Annotated in this window: 9 protein-coding genes; 6 read left to right on the plus strand and 3 right to left on the minus strand. The window is 43.1% G+C overall.

The annotated features are described in order from the left end of the window. Positions 1-101: 101 nt before the first annotated feature. A complete protein-coding gene (locus ABI367_RS05845; RefSeq protein ID WP_462227196.1) occupies positions 102-548 on the minus strand; it encodes a hypothetical protein in 447 nt (148 codons plus the stop codon). Between the two features lie 42 nt (positions 549-590). Further along, entirely contained in the window at positions 591-1406 is an 816-nt protein-coding gene (locus ABI367_RS05850; protein ID WP_462227197.1) for a hypothetical protein, read from the minus strand. A gap of 308 nt (positions 1407-1714) precedes the next feature. Here ABI367_RS05850 and ABI367_RS05855 point away from each other — a divergent pair, with 308 nt between their 5' ends. The 6 genes from ABI367_RS05855 to ABI367_RS05880 all read left to right on the plus strand — a co-directional run bounded on the left by ABI367_RS05855 (position 1715) and on the right by ABI367_RS05880 (position 5096). Then, complete coding sequence (locus ABI367_RS05855; RefSeq protein WP_462227198.1) at positions 1715-2659, plus strand: NAD-dependent epimerase/dehydratase family protein; 945 nt, start codon at positions 1715-1717, stop codon at positions 2657-2659. Positions 2660-2686: 27 nt separating this feature from the next. Next, positions 2687-2917, plus strand: coding sequence for a hypothetical protein (locus ABI367_RS05860; RefSeq protein ID WP_462227199.1), 231 nt, complete (start codon positions 2687-2689; stop codon positions 2915-2917). Next, the gene (locus ABI367_RS05865) at positions 2904-3224 is read left to right on the plus strand and encodes a type II toxin-antitoxin system PemK/MazF family toxin (RefSeq protein WP_462227200.1); all 321 of its coding nucleotides are present in this window, start codon (positions 2904-2906) and stop codon (positions 3222-3224) included. Before ABI367_RS05860 ends, ABI367_RS05865 begins: the two co-directional genes overlap by 14 nt. A 113-nt stretch (positions 3225-3337) precedes the next feature. Next, on the plus strand, positions 3338-4063 hold the full coding sequence (locus ABI367_RS05870) for a YebC/PmpR family DNA-binding transcriptional regulator (RefSeq protein WP_462227201.1): 726 nt from the start codon (positions 3338-3340) through the stop codon (positions 4061-4063). A gap of 81 nt (positions 4064-4144) precedes the next feature. Next, positions 4145-4360 (plus strand): DUF2442 domain-containing protein, encoded by a 216-nt coding sequence (locus ABI367_RS05875; protein ID WP_462227202.1) that lies wholly within the window; start codon positions 4145-4147, stop codon positions 4358-4360. 109 nt (positions 4361-4469) lie between these two features. Beyond that, the gene (locus ABI367_RS05880) at positions 4470-5096 is read left to right on the plus strand and encodes a hypothetical protein (RefSeq protein ID WP_462227203.1); all 627 of its coding nucleotides are present in this window, start codon (positions 4470-4472) and stop codon (positions 5094-5096) included. Positions 5097-5222: 126 nt separating this feature from the next. Here ABI367_RS05880 and ABI367_RS05885 read toward each other — a convergent pair whose 3' ends face one another. Beyond that, positions 5223-6041 carry a DCC1-like thiol-disulfide oxidoreductase family protein gene (locus tag ABI367_RS05885; RefSeq protein ID WP_462227204.1) on the minus strand — a complete coding sequence of 273 codons (819 nt, stop codon included), beginning with the start codon at positions 6039-6041 and terminating at the stop codon, positions 5223-5225. Positions 6042-6058 lie beyond the last annotated feature (17 nt).

Genomic DNA, 6058 nt, shown 5'->3' on the forward strand with positions numbered 1-6058 from the left:
AGAACAAAATGAGCGTAATCAACGCAGTCAGAAACAAACTCATCCTGCGCGTTTTTGCTTGCGTCAACCAAAATAGGAAATACGAAAAAAATTATTGCAAATTAGTTGCATAGATCATAGAAATCGGAATCTTCATTTTTAACTATCTCGTCCAACATTTTTTTACAAGTTGCTTTAGCCCTTGGTATACTCATAAAAACTAAAATAATCATCACTATAGTTACAAACCAAGCTTCTGGTACGAAGAAACTCAATACCGCCAAAAATGAAATTATAATAATACCGGATAAAAATGATACATAATAAGACAAAACTACTATAGTTTGTTCTCCAACAACATTGATAGAAAAAACTCCCAATTCAATATCTAAAGCCTTGTCCCCTCTTAAATAAACGCGTGTATAATCTTGTTCAAAACTTATTTTATCGGGCTCTTCATTACTGACAACAAATTTTGTATTTGCTATTGTTTCGTAAATTCTTTCTACGACCTCTTCCTTGCTAAGAAGCGTGGATTTCTCTAATTCATATTTTAATGCTAGTTTCATTTTTGTTAGGGGATTAACTGTAGATATGTGCAGCTATATGGTTTACCTCACCATCCCCGCCTTATTAACAAAAACCACATCTGATAATATGGCCTTATCCGCTTTATCAGGCACGTGCGAGCAAAAACCTATACCTGCATAAAAAGGCGCTTTAATTTTTAGCTTGATAGGTTCGCCAAACTGGTGCATGGGTTCGCCATTCATGCTCACAAACAGGGCGAAGCTATCGCCACGTTTTTCAATACCAATGCGTTTGGGGTGCGCGGTAACCAGATCGTCGCCATTTTTGCCGCCGGGTAGCGCGCCACGGCTGCCTACGCGGTATTCCATATCCACAACCTTTACACTTTTTTCTGGTCGCCATGCCAAATGGAACATACCCGCGCCATGCAGGGCCACAACGGCCTCTTTGGCATCATCATCCAAACTTTGGCGGATAACTAAAACGGCTTTACGGTCCTCATACCCATCTACATCAGTATAGGTAATATTGGCGGCCATCGAAACATCGCCCGATACTTTCTTCCATAAGTAGCGGAACTCATCCCGCATATACCAGATGTTATACCCGGCAGAGTGTATGGTATAAGCTTTTGTTGCGGCATCGTAAGTAGCGCTGCCCTCTATGAGGGGCGAGCCGATATCAGATTGCGCGGTAAAAATGCCTATGGGCTTGTACGTAGTGCGCGTAGGCTTATGATAGTCGGACGGCGGTGCTACTTGTTTGTGCGTAGCTGTTCCGGGTTGCGCCCAATCGGGTACAGCTTCGGTGGGTTTGGTGGCAGGGGTTTGCGCGGTGGCCAGATATGGCACGACAAATATAAAAGCAGGCAATAATACTTTGGTTAGCAGGTTCATAATGGTTATAACTGGGTAATCAAAAATAACTCAATATTTGGCAATTAAAAACATTAATAATTAGCACCGTTATGGAGTTGTCATCACAGGCTTTCGGAAGATCATAAAAAGGTGTGGGTTGTGCGATTCCCTCCCCCGGGAGGGTGTAGGGAGGGGTTTCACAATGCCGCAAATCGGCTAAACCCCTCCCTGCAACTTCACAGACAACCGCACCCCTCCCCAGGGAGGGAATAATAACGTTTCTTGAAAATCTCCAAACATTTATAGTGATCAATCAAAACCTTATATTTATTGTTAGAGATAATAACATGAGCGAAAAGATATTAGTAATTGGCGCCAACGGGCAAATAGGAACAGAGCTGGTAAGAGCATTGCGGATGAAATACGGCAGCGAAAACGTGGTTGCCGCGGATATTCATAATTCAGCTTTCCCGCAATCGGATGGCCCGTTTGAGCATGTTAATGTGATGCAGGATACCGAGCTGCATTATATCTTCGAGAAATATCATCCTACGCAAGTTTATTTGTTAGCCGCCATGCTATCCGCCACCGGCGAACAATTCCCCAAAAAAGCGTGGGACCTGAACATGACCGGTTTGATACATGTATTGGATTTTGCCCGGGCCTATAAACCTGTTAAAGTATTTTGGCCAAGCTCCATAGCGGCATTCGGGCCAAATTCGCCCCGCGAAAATACCCCGCAGTATTGTGTGATGGACCCCAACACCGTTTATGGTTTTAGCAAGCTGGCCGGCGAACGCTGGTGCGAATATTACCATACCAAATACGGCGTTGATGTGCGCAGCCTGCGTTACCCCGGCCTGATAGGCTGGCGGTCGGCACCCGGCGGCGGCACTACCGATTACGCGGTTAATATATTTCACGAGGCATTGGAAAATGGCAAATATGAAAGTTTTCTTTCTGCCGATACCGCCCTGCCCATGATGTATATGGACGATGTCATACACGCCACCCTGCAATTAATGGATGCCCCCGCGGAGCAGGTGAAGATACGCTCATCCTATAATCTGGCGGGCATCAGTTTTACCCCCGCGCAACTGGCTGCCGAAATTAAAAAGCAAGTGCCCGGTTTTGAAATAACCTACGCCCAAAACGACCCGCGCCAGGCCATAGCCGATAGCTGGCCAAGATCCATAGCCGATACCTGCGCGCAAAACGACTGGGGCTGGAAACCGCAGTATGATTTGCCTGCTATGGTAAGCGATATGTTGAAAAACCTGAAAAGCATTTAAGAAAACTATTTTTTAGTATATTTGAGTATGACAAAGCAGGCTATTATAAAACATACTGTAAGCGTTATTAATCAACTTCCTCCTGAAAAAGCTGTTGAAATATCTGATTTTGCTGATTCTTTGATACATCGTTACGAGGAGTTGCAGTTAAGTAAAGATTTGACAAGCCTGGCCTCGGGAGAGTCATTTGATTTTTTGAATGATGAGGAAGACCTTTATACTGAAAATGACATAAAGGAACCTTATGCCAAAAGGTGATATTGTTTTAATTACTTTTCCGTTTACTGATTTAAGCGGTACAAAACTGCGCCCGGCAGTTATTTTAGCAGAAGATGACGATGATGTAACCACTTGTTTTATCACCACAAAGCTGTTTTGGCAAGACCCAACTGATTTATTGATAGAACCAACTTTTGCAAACGGACTTAAAAAATCTTCATTAATACGAACAGGCAAAATATCAACGTTAAGTATTTCTTTAATACAAGGAATTTTAGGTCGACTCACTACATTTGAAATAGATGATCTGAATAAAAAATTAATGATTTCACTTCAATTGCCTTAACTACCGGCAAAAACCTGAAAAGCATTTAAAAGAAACATACTATATTCGCAATTCGTGTTTTATAGGGATGGTCAGCCATCAACTATGAACCACAAACAATGAACTAAAAGACAATGGGAAGAGCATTTGAATTCCGTAAAGAAAGAAAATTTAAGCGCTGGGCCAAAATGGCCGTACAGTTTACCCGTTTAGGGAAAGAGATAGTAATGGCGGTAAAAGCCGGTGGCGGCGATCCTAATACCAACTCGCGCCTGCGTACAGCTATACAAAACTCAAAGGCAGTAAATATGCCTAAGGATAGGGTAGAAGCTGCAATCAAGAGAGCTACCAGTCGCGACGAAAAAGATTACGAGGAACTGGTGTACGAAGGTTATGCCGCGCATGGCGTTGCCGTACTGGTAGAAACCGCTACGGATAACACCAATCGTACGGTTGCCAATGTACGCAGCTATTTTACCAAATACAACGGCTCGTTAGGTAAAACCGGGTCGTTAGATTTTATATTTACCCGTAAATCGGTTTTTACTTTTGATCCGGGCGACCGCGACCTGGAAGAACTGGAGTTTGAGTTGATCGATGCCGGGTTAGAAGAACTATTTGTGGAGGCTGATGAAGAAGGGAACGACATAGCTGTACTGCACACCGCGTTTGAAGATTTTGGCAAGATGCAGAAAGCGTTGGAAGGTTTGGGTATTGAGCCTAAATCGGCCAAGTTGGAACGGGTGCCGCAATCGTTCCACGAAGTAACCGAGGAGCAGGCTGTTGATGTACTAAAGCTGATAGATAGGTTGGAAGAGGACGATGATGTGCAGGCGGTTTATCATAATATGGCGGAGTAGGGTAGTGATTAGTGAGTGGAGAATAGTGATTAGTAATCAAGTAATCCTTTAATCCTATAAATCATAGTTCAGACAATAATTATGGCACTATTCACATCGCGCAGGGAGGAAAAAAAAGTTAAGGTAACCTTTAGCAATGGTTTGCTTGTTGTGGAGAAAGAAGGGGGCAAACAACAGGTTTTCCCGCTGGAGTGGTTCCCTAAATTGCAAAACGCTACTGATGATGAGCGCGAGGACTGGGAGCAAAAAGGTAATGGCATACACTGGAATAAACTGGATATAGATATCTCTATTTAGATTTGAGATATTAGACGTGAGATTTGAGATTTTTTTTAGCAGGTGTGGATATAGGTTAGAGACCGTTTGTCTCAATTCTCATATCTCACATCTCATATCTACATAACAAATGACATTCGAAGAGTTTTTTAAAAAGAAAAGAATTGACCTTGCTGCCTTTGAAAAAGGGGAGCCCGGACTGTTTTTTGAATTTAAAAAGCACTTTGATCAAATGGGCGAAAAAAGCTTCGACCATACCAAAAAATACTGGTTCAATAATTTGCGCAAGATTTATCATTTAGCTGCCGAAATAAAAACCGAAAAGCCCAAAATTGAAAACCAACTGGCCGAGCAAACGGTAACAGATACCTTGAACGAATCATCAGTACCTACAGTCGCCCCAAAATTGGGTTTCGTGCCTAAGTTTAAGGCTAATGTTACCAAACCTGCAGAAGAAATTAAAGAGGCAACTCCTGTTGCACCTAAACCCGGCTTTACACCGCGTTTTAAAGCAGCCAATATGCCCAAACCTGCCGAGCCTGCACCTGCGGTAGAAAAGAAAGAAGAAGCCGCACCTGCGGAGGATAAACCCAAAATTGGTTTTACCCCAAGGTTTAAAGCCGGAGTTACCAAGCCTGCCGAAGCAGCGCCGCCCGAAGAAGAAAAAAAGGAAGAAGAAACACCTGCGCCCACCACGCCAAAACTGGGCTTTAAACCTAAGTTTAAGCCATCCGGTCCAAAACCGCAGGAAGAGTAAAGGCCCCAAACGTCATTGCGAGCGTAGCGTGGCAATCTCTACACGATAGGTAAAACGTATAAGATTTCTCACTGCGTTTCGAAATGACAATGGAATATGTAACTGTTTCAGCTTGCAGCTAAAAATCTACTTCAAGATTACCAATAAAACTAATACAAGATAAATTAACCAGGTGACGGATAGGCCCCACCACAAGTTCAATAAACCCACCCGCCTGATGTGTTCAAAAAGCATCAATCCGGCCACGCCCATAAAATACAGTACATATACGATGGGGGCTATATTGAAAAATACGCCGGCAATCAAGCCCGGGATTAATAGCAAAGCGCCGCCCAAAGAAACCGTCATCATATTGCCCAGGTAATCAAAAGTTTTGTTTTTGGCGATGATGACTACTATAGCGCCCTGAAAAAATATTTGTCCGCCGCATATTAGGTATTCCCTAAACCGATCACCCTGTGGTAAAATGCCTTTCATCAAATGCACATAAGCGGTAAGTATATAGGCAGTAATGGCCCACGCAAGTACCAGATAGAGCAACCGGTAGCTTAACCGGAACGTAGGCTGCAACGCATATTTTTGTGTGGCTTGAGCTGTCGGAATAATCAATCGGCGATTATAGGAAAAAAGGGCGTAAACTTTACTCATTACCCATATAAACGGCTTAAACGTAAGTAAGGGTTTAAGCCATGGCATTGCAACCGCCAATATTTTAAACAGGCTGTTAATGCCATAACTTACTTCGCCGGTAGTTTGGTTAACAATAGCCAACTCGTTAACCGCCCGCTGGCGGTCAACCATGGGGCAGGTTTCTGCTGTTATGTCTTGATAAGCAATTTCGCCGCTTTTTTCAATAATACCGGCAGAGGTAACCGTTTTAGCATAAAAGGTGCATATGGGGCATTCTGCATCAAATAATATCAAATGGTTAGGTAGCGTTTTCATGTTTTAACCATTTTGAT

Source organism: Mucilaginibacter sp. (assembly GCF_039935595.1).
Taxonomy (GTDB): Bacteria; Bacteroidota; Bacteroidia; order Sphingobacteriales; family Sphingobacteriaceae; genus Mucilaginibacter.

Bases quoted from the DNA above. Each gene is read 5' to 3' on its own strand.
- ABI367_RS05845 (WP_462227196.1), bottom strand. From the start codon at position 548: ATGAAACTAGCATTAAAATATGAATTAGAGAAATCCACGCTTCTTAGC.
- ABI367_RS05850 (WP_462227197.1), bottom strand. From the start codon at position 1,406: ATGAACCTGCTAACCAAAGTATTATTGCCTGCTTTTATATTTGTCGTG.
- ABI367_RS05855 (WP_462227198.1), top strand. From the start codon at position 1,715: ATGAGCGAAAAGATATTAGTAATTGGCGCCAACGGGCAAATAGGAACA.
- ABI367_RS05860 (WP_462227199.1), top strand. From the start codon at position 2,687: ATGACAAAGCAGGCTATTATAAAACATACTGTAAGCGTTATTAATCAA.
- ABI367_RS05865 (WP_462227200.1), top strand. From the start codon at position 2,904: ATGCCAAAAGGTGATATTGTTTTAATTACTTTTCCGTTTACTGATTTA.
- ABI367_RS05870 (WP_462227201.1), top strand. From the start codon at position 3,338: ATGGGAAGAGCATTTGAATTCCGTAAAGAAAGAAAATTTAAGCGCTGG.
- ABI367_RS05875 (WP_462227202.1), top strand. From the start codon at position 4,145: ATGGCACTATTCACATCGCGCAGGGAGGAAAAAAAAGTTAAGGTAACC.
- ABI367_RS05880 (WP_462227203.1), top strand. From the start codon at position 4,470: ATGACATTCGAAGAGTTTTTTAAAAAGAAAAGAATTGACCTTGCTGCC.
- ABI367_RS05885 (WP_462227204.1), bottom strand. From the start codon at position 6,041: ATGAAAACGCTACCTAACCATTTGATATTATTTGATGCAGAATGCCCC.